The sequence below is a fragment of the uncultured Campylobacter sp. genome, from assembly GCF_905373215.1.
Lineage (GTDB): Bacteria > Campylobacterota > Campylobacteria > Campylobacterales > Campylobacteraceae > Campylobacter_B.
Window position 1 is genome coordinate 1 of the sequence record NZ_CAJPRT010000027.1, and the last position, 18371, is coordinate 18371.

19 protein-coding genes are annotated in these 18371 nt (G+C 48.2%); 12 read left to right on the forward strand and 7 right to left on the reverse strand.

All coding sequences use genetic code 11. The features are described from left to right. Nucleotides 1-238: 238 nt before the first annotated feature. Nucleotides 239-1111, reverse strand: a complete 873-nt coding sequence (sppA, locus tag QZ176_RS09375) for a signal peptide peptidase SppA (protein WP_295153074.1) — start codon at nt 1109-1111, stop codon at nt 239-241. Continuing rightward, on the reverse strand, nt 1099-2316 hold the full coding sequence (locus QZ176_RS09380) for a metal-dependent hydrolase (protein WP_295153076.1): 1218 nt from the start codon (nt 2314-2316) through the stop codon (nt 1099-1101). The genes sppA and QZ176_RS09380 overlap by 13 nt, the downstream gene beginning before the upstream one ends. A gap of 172 nt (nt 2317-2488) precedes the next feature. Here QZ176_RS09380 and aroQ point away from each other — a divergent pair, with 172 nt between their 5' ends. The 6 genes from aroQ (at nt 2489) to mnmA (ending at nt 7491) form a co-directional block, all read left to right on the forward strand. Beyond that, on the forward strand, nt 2489-2956 hold the full coding sequence (gene aroQ / locus QZ176_RS09385; protein WP_295153078.1) for a type II 3-dehydroquinate dehydratase: 468 nt from the start codon (nt 2489-2491) through the stop codon (nt 2954-2956). Nucleotides 2957-2969: 13 nt separating this feature from the next. After that, nucleotides 2970-3995 (forward strand): M24 family metallopeptidase, encoded by a 1026-nt coding sequence (locus QZ176_RS09390; protein WP_295153080.1) that lies wholly within the window; start codon nt 2970-2972, stop codon nt 3993-3995. Continuing rightward, on the forward strand, nt 3992-4543 hold the full coding sequence (gene folK / locus QZ176_RS09395; RefSeq protein ID WP_295153082.1) for a 2-amino-4-hydroxy-6-hydroxymethyldihydropteridine diphosphokinase: 552 nt from the start codon (nt 3992-3994) through the stop codon (nt 4541-4543). The genes QZ176_RS09390 and folK overlap by 4 nt, the downstream gene beginning before the upstream one ends. Further along, the gene (locus tag QZ176_RS09400; RefSeq protein WP_295153084.1) at nt 4525-5742 is read left to right on the forward strand and encodes a P-loop NTPase; all 1218 of its coding nucleotides are present in this window, start codon (nt 4525-4527) and stop codon (nt 5740-5742) included. The genes folK and QZ176_RS09400 overlap by 19 nt, the downstream gene beginning before the upstream one ends. Before the next feature lie 115 nt (nt 5743-5857). Further along, nucleotides 5858-6463, forward strand: coding sequence for a TIGR00730 family Rossman fold protein (locus QZ176_RS09405; protein WP_295153086.1), 606 nt, complete (start codon nt 5858-5860; stop codon nt 6461-6463). Beyond that, on the forward strand, nt 6460-7491 hold the full coding sequence (mnmA, locus tag QZ176_RS09410; RefSeq protein ID WP_295153088.1) for a tRNA 2-thiouridine(34) synthase MnmA: 1032 nt from the start codon (nt 6460-6462) through the stop codon (nt 7489-7491). Before QZ176_RS09405 ends, mnmA begins: the two co-directional genes overlap by 4 nt. Nucleotides 7492-7997: 506 nt before the next feature. On the opposite strand, the gene QZ176_RS09415 is transcribed toward mnmA, so the two are convergent. From QZ176_RS09415 to luxS, 3 genes are all read right to left on the reverse strand, one after another. Then, on the reverse strand, nt 7998-9443 hold the full coding sequence (locus tag QZ176_RS09415) for a DKNYY domain-containing protein (RefSeq protein WP_295153090.1): 1446 nt from the start codon (nt 9441-9443) through the stop codon (nt 7998-8000). Between the two features lie 163 nt (nt 9444-9606). After that, the gene (locus QZ176_RS09420; protein WP_040303516.1) at nt 9607-9945 is read right to left on the reverse strand and encodes a cupin domain-containing protein; all 339 of its coding nucleotides are present in this window, start codon (nt 9943-9945) and stop codon (nt 9607-9609) included. A 586-nt stretch (nt 9946-10531) separates the two neighbouring features. Then, complete coding sequence (luxS, locus tag QZ176_RS09425) at nt 10532-11035, reverse strand: S-ribosylhomocysteine lyase (RefSeq protein ID WP_295153093.1); 504 nt, start codon at nt 11033-11035, stop codon at nt 10532-10534. Nucleotides 11036-11141: 106 nt separating this feature from the next. Between luxS and QZ176_RS09430 the strand changes: the two genes are divergently transcribed. Further along, nucleotides 11142-11351 (forward strand): 4-oxalocrotonate tautomerase family protein, encoded by a 210-nt coding sequence (locus QZ176_RS09430; protein WP_295153095.1) that lies wholly within the window; start codon nt 11142-11144, stop codon nt 11349-11351. Between the two features lie 320 nt (nt 11352-11671). On the opposite strand, the gene QZ176_RS09435 is transcribed toward QZ176_RS09430, so the two are convergent. Beyond that, a complete protein-coding gene (locus QZ176_RS09435; protein WP_177386822.1) occupies nt 11672-12085 on the reverse strand; it encodes a hypothetical protein in 414 nt (137 codons plus the stop codon). An 80-nt stretch (nt 12086-12165) separates the two neighbouring features. On the opposite strand from QZ176_RS09435, the gene QZ176_RS09440 reads away from it, so the two are divergent. The 3 genes from QZ176_RS09440 to QZ176_RS09450 all read left to right on the forward strand — a co-directional run bounded on the left by QZ176_RS09440 (nt 12166) and on the right by QZ176_RS09450 (nt 14286). Next, nucleotides 12166-12855 carry a dUTP diphosphatase gene (locus QZ176_RS09440; protein WP_295153097.1) on the forward strand — a complete coding sequence of 230 codons (690 nt, stop codon included), beginning with the start codon at nt 12166-12168 and terminating at the stop codon, nt 12853-12855. Between the two features lie 413 nt (nt 12856-13268). Continuing rightward, nucleotides 13269-14009 (forward strand): EI24 domain-containing protein, encoded by a 741-nt coding sequence (locus QZ176_RS09445; protein WP_295153098.1) that lies wholly within the window; start codon nt 13269-13271, stop codon nt 14007-14009. A gap of 73 nt (nt 14010-14082) precedes the next feature. Next, entirely contained in the window at nt 14083-14286 is a 204-nt protein-coding gene (locus QZ176_RS09450) for a hypothetical protein (RefSeq protein ID WP_005869903.1), read from the forward strand. Between the two features lie 277 nt (nt 14287-14563). Here the strand turns inward: QZ176_RS09450 and QZ176_RS09455 are convergent, their stop codons facing one another. Further along, nucleotides 14564-14983 (reverse strand): acyl-CoA thioesterase, encoded by a 420-nt coding sequence (locus QZ176_RS09455; protein WP_295153100.1) that lies wholly within the window; start codon nt 14981-14983, stop codon nt 14564-14566. A gap of 185 nt (nt 14984-15168) precedes the next feature. Here QZ176_RS09455 and ciaB point away from each other — a divergent pair, with 185 nt between their 5' ends. Both ciaB and QZ176_RS09465 read left to right on the forward strand, forming a co-directional pair. Next, nucleotides 15169-16986 (forward strand): invasion protein CiaB, encoded by a 1818-nt coding sequence (gene ciaB / locus QZ176_RS09460; RefSeq protein WP_295153102.1) that lies wholly within the window; start codon nt 15169-15171, stop codon nt 16984-16986. Between the two features lie 697 nt (nt 16987-17683). Then, a partial coding sequence (locus tag QZ176_RS09465) for a hypothetical protein (RefSeq protein ID WP_295153104.1) occupies nt 17684-18371 on the forward strand: 688 nt, incomplete at its 3' end.

The window sequence follows — 18371 nt, forward strand, 5'->3', positions numbered from 1 at the left end:
GTGCGAAACAGAATTGTGATTATACAGAAGCGATGCTTAAAGGGGGCTGAATAATTGGTAGAAAAATGAGGAGTTCTTAAACAAAGAAAAATTCACAAAAAGGGTAAAATTTTAAAGAAACGCCAAATGAAAAAGCGAGGAAATTTAAAAGTAATCAAACCCGGTGTAGCTTCTACATACAAAATTCTACTTTTAAAATTCCCTCATATTTTAAAATTTCTACGAAATTTCTAAAATTCTAATACGCCATCAGCTTCGCGCCGAATGCACCGCGCACCAAACTCTCGCTTTTATTTGCTAGCTTATCTATCATCTTCTCATACGCCGAGGGCTCCTGCCAGATCGGATCTGCTACGCCGCTAGCCTTTACGAGCGCGCTCTTAGCATCCTCCAAAGAGCCCACCTCGTCGATGAGCCCGACGCCTTTGGCGCCGCTAGCTAAAAATACTCGCGCATTCGCCCACGTATCGCGCTTCCTAAGATCCAGCGAGCGCGCCTGCGCCACCTCGCGCGTAAATAGCTCATAGCTCTCGTCCACCAGGGCTTGTAGGCTTGCGCGCTCCGCGTCGCTCCATTTTCGCATCATCGTGCCCGCTTCTTTGAGCTCGCCCGCTTTGACGATCTGTTCGGCAAAGCCTAATTTAGCTGCCGCTTCGCTCACGTCTAAGCCTTGCATGATCACGCCAATGGAGCCGATGAAGCTGCCCGGATTTGCATAAATTTTACTCGCCCACACGCCGCCTAGGTAGCTGCCGCTCGCCATCGTGCCCTTGGCATAGGCGACGACCGGCTTGCGCGAGTTTAGAGACTTGACTGCCAGCGAAATTTCCACGCTCGGGCTTAGCGCGCCGCCGGGGCTATCGATCAGTAGAAGTACTCCTTTGATCGTCTCGTCGTTTTTCAGAGTTTCGATCTTTTCTAAAATTTCGCTATCGTCCATTATCGCACCGCTTAGCGAAAGCTGAGCTAGATTCGCGCCCTTTTGTTGCGCGCTTTCGCCGCCTGCGAAAATCAAAAACAAAATAAGCAGAAAAATCAAGGATTTAAAGTATTTGTTGATAAAGCCGAGCACGGCGCCGATCGGCGCAAAGATGTTCTTTAGAAATTGCATTTCATTCCTTCGATAAAAAGTGATTTTGCGTTTTTGCTCTGCAAAATGAGCTGTAGCGGCAGCTGGCTCTGCTTGCACTCAATGCCTTCAAAAACGGCGATGTCGGCGAGCTTGCCGGCTCTCAGCTCGCCCAAATTTAGCCCCAGTGCCGCAGCAGCGTTTCTCGTCGCGCCTAAAATTAGCGCTCGCGCCAGATCTACCAAACCCAACTCGTCGTGCATCATTAAATTTGCACGCAGCTCGTCTAAAAAGCTTAGGCTAAAATTCGAGCTAAGCCCGTCAGTAGCGATGTTGTAATTAAGCCCGCTTGCGAGCAGCTTTTTAAAGCTTAGTCGCTTTTTGCTAAGCAGGCGGTTGGAGCGCGCGCAGTGCGTGATCGAGTGAAGCTTCGGATCAAAGATGCTAAAATCATCCACCCAAACGCAATGCGTAAAAAGCGTGCGAAGCCCGCTAAAATGCGCTACGAAGCTCTGCGGCGAGTAAAAAGGCGCGGGCGTTGGATTAAATTTAGCAAGCCAGGCTTTAAATTTGCCGCGACCGGTGCGCAGCCACTGCCGCTCATACGCGCTCTCCATAAAATGCGTGCTTATAGCAAGCCCGTTTTCGCGGGCAAGCTTCGTCGCAAACTCCGTAATCTGCGGGTGCGCCGAATACGGCGAGTGCACCGACACGGCGGGGATAAAAAGCGAGCTTGCGAGCGCCTTTGCGCGCTCAAATCGCTCTTTAAATTTAGAAATATTCTCCGCCGCAGCGTCCTTACTCGCGCCTAAAATCTCATTAAAAAACACGGTTCTAATGCCGCTTTGCGCGCAAGCTTCAGCCTCGCCGCCGAAACTTGAAATTTCGCCGATCGTACCTATGCCGCTTCGCATCATCGCGGCGATCTGCTCCAAGGTCAATCGTCCGCGCGCCGCAGCGTCAAGCTGCTGCCTTGAGGCGATGACGCTGCCTAGCCAATCCAAAAAATCGCCGTAACGCAGCGAGCCTTTGTTTGCGCTAAATTCCAAATGCACGTGCGGATTTATAAACGCAGGCATCGCTATGTCGCCGCTAAAGTCCAAAATTTCGGCTTGCGGATATTTGCGCGCCGCACTAGCAAAGGCGCAGACCTCGATTATCTTTTTATCAAAGACGATCGCGCCCTCTTTTAAAATTTTAAAATTCTCATCGCAGACAAGAACCCACTTCACCCTTAAAATCCTCATCGTTTTCCTTATCTAAAACAGCGCGTGATTTTAGCATAAAATTCTCCTCCGCGCTAAATTTAGAGATAAAATTTTATCGCTTGGGCTTGAGCGGGCAAATTTAGCGCCATAGTAAAAAATAAGCTCGCTTTGGTTATAATTTTCGCTTAAATTTCAAAACAAGGACGCAAAAATGAAAATTATGGTGATTCAAGGACCGAATATCAATATGCTCGGTATGCGCGAGCCCGCTATTTACGGGGTTATGAAGATGGAGGATATCCATAAGCAGATGAAGGCGGTCGCCGATCAGAGCGGCAACGAGATCGAGTTTTTTCAAAGCAATTTCGAAGGCGAGATCGTCGACAAGATCCAAGAGTGCTTCGGCACCTGCGACGGCATCATCATCAATCCCGCCGCCTACACGCACACTTCGCTTGCTATCCGCGATGCGCTCGCCGCAGTCAGCCTACCTGTGATCGAGGTGCATATCTCAAACATCGCTCGCAGAGAGGAGCTTAGACAAAAAAGTCTAATAGCGCCCGTAACAGCGGGTCAGATCATCGGATTCGGTCCCGTGGGATACCATCTGGCGATGATCGGGATGATTCAAATTTTTGAGCAGATCAAGGCCGCCAGAGCCGAGCAGAAATCCGAGTAGGGTCGGGTTAAATTTGAAAAATTTTATCCTAAAGGACGAAAATGCCGTTTACCACGAGTGCGGATACAGCTGCGACAACGCGATATTTTTGAGCCTCGCGGGGCGCAAATTTTTCCTCACCGATGCGCGTTACAGCATCGAGGCGCGCGAACTTTGCAAAGATACCGAAGTTATCGAGGTCGAGCGAAATTTGATAAAAGATGCGCGGCTGTTTTTGCGAAAGGCGGGCGTAAAGGAGCTTGGCTACAACCCGTACGATTTTAGCGCGGGCGAGTGGGGGGCGCTAAGCAAAGGGCTTGGGATAAGATTTAAGGCGCGGGCGAATTTTTCGCAAATTTCGCGCATAATAAAATCAGAGGATGAGATAAAAATTTTAAAGCAAGCGGCGCAGTTAGGTGCGGAAAGATTTGACGAATTTGCCGCGTTCGTGCGCGCTAACGGCGAAGGCATGAGCGAAGAGGAGCTGTTTTTTAACGCCGAGCTCATCTTTAAGAAAAATGGCGAGCTCTCGCTTAGCTTTTCGCCTATCGTAGCGATCAACGAAAACGCCGCAAAGGCGCACGCATTGCCCGGTAAAAAACGTTTGCGACAGGGCGATTTACTCCTGCTTGACGCGGGGATTAAATTTAACCGTTACTGCTCCGATAGGACGCGCACGGCGTACTTTGACGAAAATTTTAACTTCGGCAAGGAGCAAAATTTTAAAAACGCCAAACGGCAAGAAATTTACGAGATCGTAAAAGAGGCGCAAGCTCTGGCGATCGCAGCGGTCGCGCCCGGTAAAAAGGCGCGCGAGATCGACGCGGCGGCGAGGGATTTTATCGCCGCTCAGGGTCTTGGCGAAGCGTTTTTTCACAGCACCGGACACGGCGTCGGAGTCGATATCCATGAGCTTCCGTTCATCTCAAAGCGCGGAGATACCGTGCTAAAAGAGGGGATGGTCTTTAGCGTGGAGCCCGGGATTTACTTGCCCGGCGAGTTTGGCGTGCGCATCGAGGACGTCGTGGTCGTGCGCGAAAACGGGGCTGAAATTTTATGAGAGTAGCCCAGGTGAACGTGCGACTTAAGAAAAACGGATTTTACGAGTGCGCGGACGCGTTGTGCGTCGCAAAAAGTGCTGTTTTCCCGATGAGGCGTCGCGAGCGCAAAAATTTTAAAAATTTATACCTGCTCGGGCTCGGCGGAAATTTAGGAGATGTCAGGCGGCGCTTCGAGCGATTTTATTGTGTTTTGCAAAGCGATACGCGCTTTTTCGTAGCGCAAAATTCTCCGATCTTAAAAAACAGGCCGTTTGGCTTTTTAGATCAGCCCGATTTTTTAAACGCCGTAATGCTCGTGCAAAGCTCTCTGCCACCGCTTACATTGCTTAAAATCATGCAGCGCGCAGAGCTACGATTTGGACGCAAAAGAAGCTTCAAAAACGCGCCGCGCACGCTGGACGTGGATATTTTATATGCAAGCGCGAAGGTGCGTGCCTGCGAGCGGCTGATGCTGCCGCATCCGGGTGTTTGCGAGCGCATAAGCGTGATTTTGCCACTTGGAGAGATGAAATTTAAAAGAGGACTGATATGCAAACTAAAATCGTAAATTTTTTAAGCGCCAAGGGCGGGGTTGGCAAAAGCGTGATTGCAGCAAATTTCGCCGAAATTCTAAGCGAGCAGGGCTACCGCACGGCGATCATAGAAGCGCCAAATTTAAACAATCAAGAGATCATTTTAAACGCTTTGCAAAGAAAGAGGATTTCGCTACCAAGCGCCGTCGCGGTAAAAATTTCTCAAAATTTAACTCTCGTTTCGCCCGCACTTACTTCACAAAATCCCGTGTCCTCGCAAAATTCTGTAAATAGCGCGAATTCTATGGCGCAAAATTCCATCAAAAACGCAGGCTCTAGCGCGGACGATTACGTCATGCAAAATTCTATAGGTAGCGCGCAAGGCTCGCAAGACGACGAAAGTGGCGGCTCGCACAATTACGCGCAAAAACTCACGAGCTTTGATGGCAAAAACAACTCAGAAAATTCCGCCGCTTCAAATTCAATGGCAAACGCTGCAAAAAATTCTACGAATTGTGCAGCCAAAAAGCCGCAGAATTGCGAAGATGGATGGAATTTTACAGAATCAGAAAGCCTAGAGAATTTTAAAAGCAATGATTTCACCAAGCAAAATTCAATCCCTGACGAGAATTCTCAAAATTCCGCGAGTAAAGATGAAATGAAAAATTCCGCCCGCTCATCAAATCCCGAAAAAGCCGGAAATTTCGCAAACGCAAAAGCTCACGAAAGCCCTGCTCGTTTCGCAAGCGAGCTGAAAGAGGCGGGAATCTTCGATTTTATTTTGATCGATGCGGGGCTTGAGTATCTTGGAGATTTTTTGAGCATCGGCGACGAAAATATCGTGCTGTGCGCGAACGAACCCTGCTCGATCAGCAACACCTACGCGCTTTTAAAGACGCTTGGGGCGAGCAAAAAAGAGGTTTTGTTTTTGCTAAATTTCACCGCGAGCGAGGATGATGCCGTGATGATTTACGACAATCTAAAGTCGGTTGCGCACCGCAATATAAGCGAGCTGGGCTTTAAACTGCTAGGCTTTGTGCCGTTTTGCAAACAAGTAGTCGTCTGCTCACAAAATCGCGCGCTTTTTAACTCGCACTATCCGTTTTCGCCCGCTACCATCGCGCTTAGACAGAGCGTCTCGCGATTTTTGAGCAAGCAGGGCTGCGAGCCGATCGATATGAGCGCTTACCGCGGCGTCGGCGGATTTTTACGAAAACTTAGCAACCTAGTATGATTTACGATGAGATTTTAAATAACGTAAATTCTGCCTTTTTAAACGGAATTTTAAAAATTTAATGCTATTCTTAAAGCTAAAATTTTAAATAATATACATAAAAGATAGATTAATCATGCAGTTAAAAGAAATTTTAAAAGACATCAAAATCGCCCGCGACAATCTCAAAAATGTGGGCAAAAGCGCCACGATCTTTGGCTCGGCACGCTTTAGCGAGGACAATCGCTACGTAAAAGACGCGCAAAAGCTCTGCGCGGCGCTTGCGGATATGGGATACGCGATCATCACGGGCGGCGGCGGCGGGATCATGCTGGGCGCGAACAAGGGCGCCTTCTCGCGCGCGAAAACGCACAGCGTGGGCTTCAACATCATGCTGCCGTTTGAGCAAAAAAGCAACGGCTTTTTGACGCAGGGCGCGAAATTTTCGGCATTTGCGCCACGCAAAGGCGCTCTCATCGAAAACAGCGAAATTTTCGTCATCTTTCCTGGCGGCTTTGGGACACTGGATGAGTTTTTTGAAATTTTAGTGCTGGTGCAGACGGGCTTTAAGCGCGCACAGATCTATCTTTACGACGAGGAATTCTACGCGCCTTTGATGGAGTTTTTCCGCACTTCACTGCTAAAATCTGGTGCGATAAACGAAAGCGATCTGCAAAATTTTAAGCTCTGCGACAGCGTGGATGAAATTTTAACGGACGTGCGAACGGGAGAGAACGAATGAAAATTTTAGTCGCGATGAGCGGCGGCGTGGACAGCTCGATGTGCGCGAAGCTGCTGCAGGACGCGGGGCACGAGGTGCAGGGCTGCTATATGAAGCTACACGCAAAGCCGGGCTATCACGAAGCAAACATCGCTAAAGTTTGCAAAGTAGGCGAGTTTTTGGGTATAAAAATCCACATTTTGGATCTGCAGGATGATTTTAATCGCGATGTTTACGAGCCCTTCGTGCAGGCTTATATCGGCGGTCTTACGCCAAATCCGTGCGCGCTGTGTAACCGCCGTATAAAGCTAGGCAAGCTTTTGGAATTCGCGCGTGAGCAGGGCTTTGAGCGTCTTGCTACGGGGCATTACGTCCGCATCGAGGATGGGCTTTTAAAAGCCGCGACCGATCTTAGCAAAGATCAGAGCTATTTTTTAGCAAACATCGATCCCACCGCGCTTGAGTTTATGCTCTTTCCGCTTGGGGGGATGTATAAAAAGGACGTCAAAGAGGCTGCGCGCGCCTATACGGAGCTTTCGCAGATCGCTTCTGCGAGCGAAAGCAGCGAGATCTGCTTTGTGGACACCACCTACATCGACGTTTTAAACCGTCATACGGGCACCAAAATGCCCGGCATCGTGCGCGACCGCGCGGGCAACGCCATCGGCACTCACGAGGGCTATATGCATTACACGATCGGCAAGCGCCGCGGTTTTACGGTGCACGGCGCGCATGAGCCGCACTTCGTGCTAAGCATCGACCCGCACAAAAACGAGATCGTCGTGGGCGGTAAGGAGGAGTTGGCGACCTACGAGTTCGACACCGAAAATTTTAACGCCTTTTTAAGCAGGGATGAAATTTTAAATATGGCGGGTCTCGGCGTTAAGATCCGCTACCGCAGCGCCAAACTCCCCGTTAAAATTGCGCCTCGCGAAGACGGCGGCGTGCATGCCGTGCTGTCCGCGCCCGCAGCAGGCATCGCTCCTGCACAGCTCGCGGTTTTTTACGACGAGCGCGATCGCGTAGTAGCAAGCGGATTTATAAAATAGCGCTTTATTTTTCTTCACTTAAAGCTCGCGGGTTTGCAAAACGGCGCTTTGGTCGCGCCGCTTGATCTACACTCACTCTGTTAAATTTCATATCAAAAAAGGAATTTACGCTTTTGAATCCAAGCCGCTAAATTTTATCTCGTAAGTTTGAGCGCGCAAATTTTATGCGTGCAACTTTGCGATTGAGGCTTTTAAATTTATGCTCTGTCGCCGCGTTGCCTGCACTGCTAGAAAAATTTACGAAAGCTGCGGCGCTAAAATAAAATTTACGGCGACGCCTTATCCAAGCGCGCCGCGACGCAAAAATCGCGACCGATACAAAATATTTCGCGCGTCGTCGCTACAGCGCGAAACGAAATTTGCGCGCTCCCTCTTAAAGTGATTTGCGATGAAATTCTAAGCTAGCGCCAAAGCCCGCAGTGCCGCATAAATTTCATAAATTTACGCAAAAATCAAATTTTAAAATTTAGCAGCGCTTTCTACGCCCAAAGCGCGCTTAAACCGCCCTAAAATTCCACTCGCGTCTTTACTTCAAAAAGCAGCTCGCCGTCCACCGCCTCAAGCCCGCCGCTCTTTATCATCTCGCGAATTTTACTCGTGCCAAGGCTGCTTTTTTGAAGCAAAATTTCAACCAAATCTAGATCCCTGATCTCATAAATGCAGCGATCTATCAGTTGCGAAGAGCCCAGATCGTCGAAATAGAAAAATCGCCCGCCGTTTGAATACACCCAGCCGTATAGCCCGCCGTGCACGCCGCCGACCCTGTGCCACTCGTGCGGCAGATCGAGCGCGAAAAGCCCGCTTTTACGAGCGACCAGCCTGCGGGTGCTGCGACCGCCGCCCCAAACTTCGGCGCCTTCTAAAAAATATATCCGCTCGCCGCTTTGAAACACGCTACCGCTAAGCGCGCGAACTTCGCCCACAAAGGGATCGTCTCCCGCGCGCTTTTGCTTTCCGTCGTTCTCGTCGAAATAGTAGATGCCGCCAGGGGAGGCAAAAAGCAGATGGTTTGAGTGCGCAAGCTGCCTATTTAGCGGAGCATAGGGCGCGGCGGCGGGGTCAAATTTTAAATCGTTCGCAAAAACGTCGCCGCTTTTCGCATCCCACAAAAAATAACTCAACCGCTGTCTGAAAAGTTCGTAATGCCCGCCGTTATCGCGCGCGTCAAGGCGTAGGTTTTTAAAATACACGTTCGCGCCGTCCGCGGCATAAACGCCGCTAGCGCGCCCATCGCTTCCCTCTATCCGGCGCAGGCTCTTAGCATCGGCGCTCGGCAAAACCTCTCCTTTATAAAACGCGAGCGAGTCCTCCGCAGCATAATACAAGCCCGCGATTTGGCGCAGATCCGTAGCGTCCATTCGTTTAAATTTATAAATGTAGCTTTGCGGCTTGGGCGCATCCCAAAAAATATGCGCCAAGGTTTGATAAGTAAGCTTAAACGCCCCCAGCGCGTCGTTTGGCACCGCCTCGCCGTCGCAGAAATAGCTAGCTCGCCCGTCGCTTACGTATCCGAACGCTACGGCCTTCGTGCGCGCTGGCTCCAGCTCGCTCATCGCGATGTTTCCGCAATATACGGCGTTTTTATCCGCCGCGACGTTGGAGCGGTAGCCGGAGCCGAAATCCAAAACCCGAAAGCTCGCCGCGTCCGCGTCCGGTATCGCAAAATAGCCCGCGCCCACCACGAGGGCGTAAATTTCATCTCCTTTTTTGTAAAAATCGCTGTATTTGATCTGCTCGTCGTCCCGCGGCGAGTAGTCGTCTGCGGAATTTATAACCGCCGACATAATAAGCACGCTAAAAGCCGCGAACGCAAACGTTATACCAAGCGCGATCTTGCGCCAAAGCGGCATGCCTCGAGGCCCGTCTCGCACCGGCTCGCGGCTTTTTGCTCTTGCCTCGCGCTTCTTTTGCGCGCGCTCGTCCTTTGGCTCTTGCGTAAAATCCTCATACATCTTTTGCCTCAAATTTAATCTCGCCGCAGATTGCGCGGCACTTGAAATTGTACAAAAGCGCGGCTAAATTTATGAAATTTAACGCTACGGGCAAATTCTGATTCAACTCTTTGCGGCGCTAATTTATTTTACGAATGCCACAAAATCTCTGGCGAATTTTAATTCAAATCGCTTCGTAGCCGCACGGAATCGGCGCCGTAACGCTTGCAAACACAAAATCCTCATCGCCCGTATTTTTCATACCGTGGCACTCTCCGCTTTTGGAAATGATTAGATCGCCCGCACAGATCGGTACCTCCTCGCCCTTACTCGGATAAAACACGCCGCGTCCGCTTAAGCAGATCCACACGTCATCGCCGTCTGGGTGAATATGCGGCGCTACGACCTGGCCGCGTTTGACGATCCAAACCGCGCCGCAAGTGGCCTCCGTAGTAAAAAATGTCGTTTTTACGGCTCGCTCGTCGCTACAAATAGCATCTTTTATATGAAAAATTCTTTGCATTTTCGCTCCTTTAAGTTCACCGAATCCGGTGCGGTTTCGGCGGAATTTTAGCATTCTTTTCGTGCAGCGAAAGTGAAATTTCAAGCGTCAAACTCACAACGAAACCTTAAATAAAAATTTTAAATTCTCGTTTTGCTATACGATTTTTTTTGAGGATTGAAGATCGCATCTGAAAGTAATAATGTGCATAAGCATGGTATTTGCGGATAGAATTTCGGCTTTAATTTAAGACGAAATTTTAAAAATTCTTATAAATTTAAAGCCGGCCTACGAGATAAATTTATTAAATTTGATATGAGCTCTGCTTGTGCGCTTTTGCTACCCAGATTAAAGCCAAATCGTAGCTTTTATCAAAAACCTCGCATGGCGCAGACTTTACGGCAAGCTCCAAGTCGGTTTATAAAGCTAAATCGGCTTATAAATAGATGTTACCTCTGGCTTGTTTTAGCAGATACGCATTTTTGCGCCTCGAATTTTTGCACATTTTACGATAACGTTTTTATAGCGCGTAACATACTGATCACGAGCCGAGCGGGAGTTCAAAGAGATAGCGTTAGAATTTTGCGCTATCTCTTAAATTTCAAAACTATTTTATCTTGCTTGGATCCAGCGCGATCTCGTCGTTTTTGATCACGCCGATTCCTTTATTTAGCACGTTTTGCGCGATCTGTTTGGCTTCTGCTAGCGAGTGCATCGCGAAGGTGCCGCACTGAAATTTATTCAGCTCGGGGATCTCTGCTTGAGAGCCGACACCCAAAATGTCCTTCATGCTCGCGCTCCACGCTACCGCGACGGCACTCTCGCTAGGCGCGCCGATCACGCTCATATAAAATCCCGTGCGGCACCCCATCGGCGAGATGTCGATGATCTCGACGTCCGCGCTATTTAGGTGCTCGCGCATGAAGCCCGCGAAAAGATGCTCCAGCGTGTGGGTGCCGCGCTCGCTCATGATCTCTAAATTCGGGCGGCAAAACCGCAGATCATAGACGCTGATTTTATCGCCGCTTTTGGTGCGCATGCTCTTTGCGAGCCGCACGCCAGGGGCATTCATGCGAGTATGATCGACCTTAAAACTATCTAACAATGGCATATTTTCTCCTTAAATTTAGATTGTGGCGATTTTAACATAAAATTTCGCACTTTCAGGCGCACAGACGAAATTTTAGTTACAATTACGTTTATTTTAAGGAGAATTAATGCCCTACATAAACGTCAAAATCACCAAAGAGCGCGGCGGCTTAAGTCGCGAACAAAAAGCAAAGCTCGTAAAAGACCTAACCGATGCCCTGGTAGCCGTGTTAGGCAGGGGCGAAAAAACTACGGTCGTTACGATAGATGAAATATCCACTGACGACTATGCGATCGGCGGACGGCTAGTAAGCGAAATCAGGGAGCGGCAGAGCTAAGCTTGAGCGCCAGGCTAAATTTGAAAAGCGAAATTTTAGAATTTTAAAATTTTCAAGCGAAATTTTACGTGGTAGGCTCCGCTTCTAAGGAAATAAAATTTGCGACAACCTCAGCTTGCAACATGAAATTCTACGCTAAATTCCATGCTGTAAAATTCCAAAAACCAACCGAGCGGAAATTTTAAAGCGAATCTAATGGTGAAATTCTTTGAAAAATAGACAAGATAGAATTTTATGCAAATTTCAAAATCTTACTAGATAAAATTTAATCCTCGCAAGTCTAAAATTTCGTAAAAATAAATAGACGATTTCTTAGCAAACTAGCGCTCCCAAATTAGTTTTTTGCCGAAAGTTAAAGTATTATCGGTCATTTTCATCCAATCGATTCTGATCGTAAAAAAATCGGTCTCCATCGCGCGCGCAAACGGGAAGCGCTTAAGATATAGCGAGGTTTCGCGCTCATCCGCGCTACGGATATGACCGCATATCTGCACACCTTTGATCCTACCTACAAATTTCGTATCCAGCGCGACCGTAGCTGCAACTCCGCGATTGGCAAAGACTGCTTTGATATGCTCGGAGTCGCTCGCGCTTGCGATGATGAGCTCCTTATTTTGCGGATCGTAGGCATAAAATGCACTGCAGCAATATGGCAGATTATTGCGCAAAACTCCGAGAGATAGGAGTTTCATCCTGCCTAAAAACTCGTCGAATTTATCTTGAGCGGCACACATTTTAAGCCTCCTTTTTGCTAAATTATACAATGATTTTCTTTTATTAGCTATAATCGCGAGCCAAAATTAGGAGAATTTTTATGGAAAATTATAAAAAAGTAAAAGAGATGTTTTTGATGCAGCAAGCCCTAAACGACGAAACAAATGGCGTGGGCTGGGAGGACGGCTATACAAAAAACGGCAAACTTATCAACTGGAAGCGCTGCATTTACATGGAATGCGCAGAACTCATCGATAGCTTTGCGTGGAAGCATTGGAAAAATATCTCTGCAGCGCCGGACGTGAATAATATCGTCATCGAGATCGTTGATATTTGGCACTTCGTAATGAGCTATATTTTAGAGCAATATTACGGCGGCAAAGACATCGATCACATCGTAAGCGACGTCACAGCAGTAAGCGGATTTGCGGAGTTTAGCTCCTACGCCTACGATGTGCGCGAATACAGCATCTACGAGATCGTAAACGACATCGAGCTCATAATCCACGAAACAAGCGGCTTTGAGCTACAAATCGGCGAGCTGCTGACCGATTTTTTTCGCGTCGCGATTAAATGCGGAGTGAGCTTAGACATACTTTTTGCCAAATATATCGGCAAAAACGTGCTGAATAAATTCCGCCAAAATAACGGCTACAAAGAGGGCAACTACCGCAAAATCTGGGGAGACCTTGAGGATAACGAGGTGCTAATAGAGGTGCTATCAAAAGGTGCGGTAAGCGCAAACGAAATTTACGAGCAATTGCAAAAGATCTACGACGCGACGAAGTGAAGTCATGGGTTTGCGCGGGAGATTTCCCTTTGAAATTTTGAAATTTCATCTATAAAATTTCGGCAGGCAAATTTTAAAAAAGAGGTTTGATTTGAAATTCTGCAGTTTTGTACCTAAAATTTTACGCAATGTCAGCCTATTTATAAGTGGCAAAATTCCGCGCAGCAAGCAAATAAATATTCGCAACAGGTAAAAACATAACTAGATCTGGCCTCTTTTTACACACTATAAATGAGCAGATTAAACGCAGGCAAGCGATCAAAGCATAAATTTCGTATTATAATGCAAGATGAGCCGGCTAAAGCAAGCGAATGAGCCAAGTGGGCGGATCAATGAGGCGCGGTGCGGTAGCCAAATTGCTCAGCTCAAATTCCGTCGCAAAAGTCGCTAAAATAACGCAAATAGGAGCATACATGGGTAGAATTTTTAATTTGGCAAAGCAGGACTTTTTTACGCGCAAGTTTATTTTGCTCTCGCTATTGCCGCTTGTGTGCTCGCTCATAATCTTGGGCACGCTCGCATTTTTCGGCGGTGAAGAGCTTTTTGACGCGCTTTCGCAGGGCGCGCAAAGCGGCGATTTTAGCTTCTTGGACGAACAGCGCTTCCCGGTAATTGCAAAAATTCTAAGCTTCGCTGCTACGAAGTGGATTATCGGCGCGATTTTTTCGGTGTTTGCCAGCTTTGCGGTGCTGATGCTTAGCGTGTTTTGTGCGCTTATCATCGCGGCCTTTTTGACGCCCGCAGTCACTAAAGAGATCAACGCCCGCCACTACCGCCTAATCCGCGCGGACGAAGCCAGCACGGCGCGAGTGTTGAAACTAACGGCTCTTGAAATTTTAAAATTTTTAGCGATCTTATTTATCTGTTCGGTGCTTTTGTTTGTGCCGGTAATAAATTTATTCATCATCAACGTGCCGTTTTTTTATATCTATTACAAGCTGGTTCTAATCGACGTCGCTTCAAACGCGTTAAGCGCGAAAAGCTTCGAGCGCTCTTATAAAATGGGTGGCGGATATAAATTTGCCCTAAGCGCTTTTATTTTTTATCTGCTGTGCTTGATCCCGCTGGTAGGATTATTTTTCCAGCTATTTTTCATCATCTTTTTGACGCACATAGTGCTAATAGATGAAAGCGCCCGCAATAAAAATCGCTAAAGATTAACTAAAATCAATGAAAAATTTTGAAATTTTCATAAAATAGTGCGAAATTTTTTAAGAAAGGATTTCTATGAAATCAGGCGATATTTACATTTGTAATATATGTTCGCTAAAAAGCAGCGACGATGAAAATGCGGTCTTTATCAAGGCGCATAAAAACGGCGAGACAGTGCATATCTGCACATCCTGCATGCCTAGCGTCATCCACGGCTCAGGCATGGTCGTAAAAAGCAACTCCGAGATCGAAGAAGAGCTTCAAGACGCTGCAAACTAGCTGCTAGCACCACTTGCTGCGGCGCGTTTTAATTTGTTTATTAATCTGTGCGCCGCAAAATTCTAAAATTCTAAAATTCTAAAATTCTAAAATTCTAAAATTCTAAAATTCCGTCTGCTAGGTTTTCCACCAAAATACTACACAGCAAAATTCCGCGCTTAAAATTATAAAATTTTATACAGCAAATTCTGCGCACTAAGCTTATCGCACCTAAGAATTTTCGCGTTATAAGCTTGATGCTAAAATTCCTTGAGCTGAAACTAAAGTCTGAGAAATTTTAAAATCCATGCAGCCTCTTAATCTCTGCGCTGATCGGCTTTTTTTGGCCTGATTTGGTCACACTTACGTAGGTTGCGATCGCACTGGTTACGTGCAGGCACTCGCGAAATCCATCCTCGCCCAGCCGCAACGCTGCGACCTCGATCTGCACGCGGATAGAGGTATTTCCTACGCTTAATACTTTTGCGTAGCAGCTGATGACATCGCCGATAAATACGGGCTGCTTGAAAGTTACCTCCTGCATCGAGATCGTCACGACCCGCTCGGGCGCTATCTCGCGCGCCGCCGTCGCGCCCGCTAAATCGATCTGCGCTAGTATCCAGCCGCCGAAAATATTGCCCGAGCTATTCGTATCCTTAGGCAGCGCTACGACCTTGATGCGCGGCTCGCCGAAATCGTCTAAGTTTAAATCGCTCATTTTTACTCCTTAAATTTAAAAATTTCGCATTTTAACCGCGCAAATTTAACACTTTTTCGATACAATCGGCAAAAATCTATGTCGAAATTTTAAAATTTTAAGCGGATGCGAGGATAGAATTTTGCTCGCGAAGCAGACACATTCCGCTCGTAAAAAGACGATAAAAACGGCAAAAAGGATACGCGATGAACGATTTTGCAAAACTTAGCGAGATGGCAGCGAGCGCTAAGGCGCGACTAAACGCCCTCTACGACGAGCCGCACGCCGAGCTGATCGCGCGCGGGCTAGAAATTTGCGGCTTTGAGTCTGGCGATACTGCGCGCATCGCCGTGTTGCGACGCATAGTCGATCTCAAAGAGGATCCGCTGCTGCAAGAATTTCGCCGCTTGGGCTACGATGAGGCGCGGCAGCGCGAGCTAAAGAGCAAAATGTACGATTTCACGCGCGAAATACACGAGAGCATGCACGCGGCTCTTATCGCCGAGGCCGGCGCGCAGGGGATTTTGCAGCCGTTTTATCTGGAGCTTTTAAAGGGCGTGCACCGCATCGGGCTCGTGCTAAGCGATATGCAAAAAAGCTGGCAAGCCCTAATTATCGAAGGCACGAACAAGCGCTTACAGCAGGAATTTAGCTCGCTTGCGCAGGCGAAGGAATTTTTACTGCAAGAGGAGCTGTTTATGCGCACGCCTCACGGCGAGATCTGCGAGCGCTGCTACGGCGCGATAGTGCAGCGCGAGGGCAAATCCCAAATGGTGCCCTACGCCGTGGCATTTGCGGATGAGACGGCAAAGCTACAGAGCGAATTTAGCGATCTTTTGGAGCGCCTGGTGACGCTTGCCGAAGATGAGAGCGAACTAGCCTACATCGCGTATCTAAGCAAGCTCAAACAGGCCTTTTGCGAAAAGGACGCTAGCGCGGTGATCGGCGCGTGGCGGGATGCGGAGATCGCGTGGATGGATATAAAAACGCCGCTTCAGATCGGTCATCCGCTTGAGTACTATGAGGATGCCTACACGCACGCAGTCGCGCCGGAATGGGACGTCAGACTTGCAGGCGCATATGAGTTTAGCGCGGAGGAATTTAAAGCGCGCGTAAGCGAGAGTTTTGAGCGTGCGTATGAAAAAATCGGCGCAAACAACGCCGTCATGCACTCGCTCGTGCTCTCAAACATCGCCAAGACCCAGCTTTATGTCTGCGCGCCGCTGATCTACTACGGAGCCGATCTTAACGGGCTCTTTTCGGCGCAGGTCGTACCCAACGACGAGTTCGTAAGCACCAACTGCGGTAAGAAAATTTTCGCCTTTGTAAATTTCGTCTATGAAAGCGCCAAGGCTAGACCTTTTATGCGGCTAAGCAGCGAAATTTTCGACCTCGACTATCTAAATTTCGGACGCGAAATTTTATTTAAAAAGCCGCAAATTTGGCGCCGCGTCTATGAAATATCGACGATCGGGCATGAGTTCGGGCATATATTTTTCATCGACGCAGACACCGAGGCGCGCATGAACCGCTCGGGGCTTTTCAAGCTCATCGAGGAGTACAAGGCGACCACTGGCGGGCTCGTGAACTTCTTTTTCCACGAGGAGGAGGAGGAGTTTTGCCTGCCGGTGCTAGATGAGCTGATCCGCCGCGCCGTAGGGCTCATCGCGTGGCAGCGGGTGGAGGAGCTCAAGCCCTACTACTGCGAGGCTCTGATACATCTGAGCTTGCTTTTCGCATCGGGCGTTTTGAAATTTGACGGCATGCGGCTGGCGGTTAAATTTGACCGCGCAGGCTATGAGAGCTTCAAAGCCGCGTGCTTGCAAAACTACGAGGAGCTGGCGCGGCTTTATTGCGACAAAAAGGACGCGGCGGAATTTTTATCGCGCTTTGCGGAGCTTAGCGGCGGCGTGTATCTGCCGCGCGAGGCGCAGGTGCGGGAGTTTGTGGAGTTTTACTACTCGCGCTACGAAGCGATCGGCAACGAAACTGATCCTAGCAATGAACGAGCAAAGTGGCTTTAAAATTTCAGCTCCGAACCGCGCCTTGAAACATGAGAAGCGAGTAAAATTTTGCCGTTAAATTTTCTTAAAATTCTGTTTTAAAATTTTATCGGAGCCAAAATACGACGTTGAAAAAAATGCATAAATTTAACCCAAATTTATGTGGCGAAAGCCGTAATTTAAATTTAACGCGGACGCAGTCCGTATCACTAGCGTCGCGCGGGTGGGGGCAAAATTTTAAAAAGTCGTGGGGGCGCCCCGCTAACTCCGAGCGCTGCCCTCTTACGAATATCGCGCATAATGCACCCAGACGCTAAGTTATATCTATGAAATTTTATAGAAACTTACAAAATAAAATTTTATCGCCAAATTCACAGCCAGTGAAATTTATACCGTGATCTCTGTTATTCTTGGGGCGGGAAGGGGGCTTGAAGTGCGAGGTTGCACCTCTCGCAGAGGTGGCGCTGCCCCGCAGCACCGCATTGCTCTGCTCGCCCACAAACCCCACCCATCCCCCTACGATGCCAGAGGTGCGGACTGTGTCCGAGCATTTTTATTTAACGGCTTGCGCTACATACTTTGATTTTAAAATTCCTCGCCGCAAAATTCTAAATTTAGTAGTAGAATTTCGCATTGGGGAATTATAAATTTCTATTCGCAGACCATGCGCGGAGTTCTTTCGGGATTTTAGAATTCCGCAGAATTTTAAGGGGAAAGCATGAGATATTTTAAAAATTTACTCTCTGATTTGCGAAACAGTAGGCTCGCGCTGCACCCGATTTTGCTTGCGGCGACGTTTTGCATAGTGAAAATTTCGTGGCCTTATTTAATAGGACTTACGGGCGATGATGGCTCGGGCGGGACAATCTTCGGTAACTTCATATTTTGGGACCTTGCAGCATGCGCGTGTTTCATAGCGCTGGGCGCACATCTTGTCTATGTGGCGGGGCGCGGCGGCAAAAACAGCCAAAGTAGTAGCTGCGAAAACAGCGACTATGAAGGCGCGATACAACCCCGCAGACTGCGCTATTTAGCCGTACTGCGCGCTATCTTATGCGCTCTGTGTATTATCGCGTGCGTAGTAGGCTATCTTAGCGCGGATATAGACCATCAAAAATTAGGCGTTTTGAATTGGTTTTTTTCGACCGCGCTAGCAAGTGCTTTAATCTATTTGATTGCGATCTGGATCGTTACGACCGGCTCCGAAGTACTAATTTGGGGCCTTATCTTCGTGATAAGCTATGTGGCTGCTTACTATGCAGTTTGGATAGGTTTTTTTACCATCCCTGGAGAGTATGGCGGGTTTGCATTTTGGAAAGGGCTGGAGATAATATTTCCGCTAATTTGGGCATTTTATTTCAAGCGCGCCTACAAAAAGCGCCTAGCAGAGGAGATGCGCGAGGCGT

Bases quoted from the DNA above. Each gene is read 5' to 3' on its own strand.
- aroQ (WP_295153078.1), top strand. From the start codon at position 2,489: ATGAAAATTATGGTGATTCAAGGACCGAATATCAATATGCTCGGTATG.
- QZ176_RS09440 (WP_295153097.1), top strand. From the start codon at position 12,166: ATGGAAAATTATAAAAAAGTAAAAGAGATGTTTTTGATGCAGCAAGCC.
- QZ176_RS09455 (WP_295153100.1), bottom strand. From the start codon at position 14,983: ATGAGCGATTTAAACTTAGACGATTTCGGCGAGCCGCGCATCAAGGTC.
- sppA (WP_295153074.1), bottom strand. From the start codon at position 1,111: ATGCAATTTCTAAAGAACATCTTTGCGCCGATCGGCGCCGTGCTCGGC.
- QZ176_RS09415 (WP_295153090.1), bottom strand. From the start codon at position 9,443: ATGTATGAGGATTTTACGCAAGAGCCAAAGGACGAGCGCGCGCAAAAG.
- QZ176_RS09445 (WP_295153098.1), top strand. From the start codon at position 13,269: ATGGGTAGAATTTTTAATTTGGCAAAGCAGGACTTTTTTACGCGCAAG.
- QZ176_RS09450 (WP_005869903.1), top strand. From the start codon at position 14,083: ATGAAATCAGGCGATATTTACATTTGTAATATATGTTCGCTAAAAAGC.
- QZ176_RS09400 (WP_295153084.1), top strand. From the start codon at position 4,525: ATGCAAACTAAAATCGTAAATTTTTTAAGCGCCAAGGGCGGGGTTGGC.
- QZ176_RS09380 (WP_295153076.1), bottom strand. From the start codon at position 2,316: ATGAGGATTTTAAGGGTGAAGTGGGTTCTTGTCTGCGATGAGAATTTT.
- ciaB (WP_295153102.1), top strand. From the start codon at position 15,169: ATGAACGATTTTGCAAAACTTAGCGAGATGGCAGCGAGCGCTAAGGCG.
- QZ176_RS09435 (WP_177386822.1), bottom strand. From the start codon at position 12,085: ATGTGTGCCGCTCAAGATAAATTCGACGAGTTTTTAGGCAGGATGAAA.
- mnmA (WP_295153088.1), top strand. From the start codon at position 6,460: ATGAAAATTTTAGTCGCGATGAGCGGCGGCGTGGACAGCTCGATGTGC.
- QZ176_RS09430 (WP_295153095.1), top strand. From the start codon at position 11,142: ATGCCCTACATAAACGTCAAAATCACCAAAGAGCGCGGCGGCTTAAGT.
- folK (WP_295153082.1), top strand. From the start codon at position 3,992: ATGAGAGTAGCCCAGGTGAACGTGCGACTTAAGAAAAACGGATTTTAC.
- QZ176_RS09405 (WP_295153086.1), top strand. From the start codon at position 5,858: ATGCAGTTAAAAGAAATTTTAAAAGACATCAAAATCGCCCGCGACAAT.
- QZ176_RS09420 (WP_040303516.1), bottom strand. From the start codon at position 9,945: ATGCAAAGAATTTTTCATATAAAAGATGCTATTTGTAGCGACGAGCGA.
- luxS (WP_295153093.1), bottom strand. From the start codon at position 11,035: ATGCCATTGTTAGATAGTTTTAAGGTCGATCATACTCGCATGAATGCC.